Genomic DNA, 295 nt, shown 5'->3' on the forward strand with positions numbered 1-295 from the left:
CCTGTTCCATGTGTACTCACAAGGCAACTTTATTGAAGCCTGGGAAGACACGCCATACTTTCAGGTTGGCGAAAGCAAATACGGCAAGCCGATACTGGACCGCATTATCGACTTCAACACCCCGCTGGATCGCGCCATGTTGTGCAGCCTGATTTCGATGGATTCGACCCTGCGCAGTAATCTGTCGGTCGGTATGCCGCTCGATCTGGTCTGTTATCACGCGGGCTGTGTCAAAAACCCGGGTCTGATCCGGCTGCAGGAAAACGATGAGATGTTCCATCAGGTGCGCCTGGCC

The 295-nt window shown here is 54.2% G+C and carries 1 pseudogene; it reads left to right on the forward strand.

What is annotated here, in order from left to right:
* Positions 1-295 (forward strand): annotated as a pseudogene (locus Q4563_RS18870) (peptidase); the annotation flags it as partial.

The organism is Gilvimarinus sp. 1_MG-2023 (assembly GCF_030548285.1).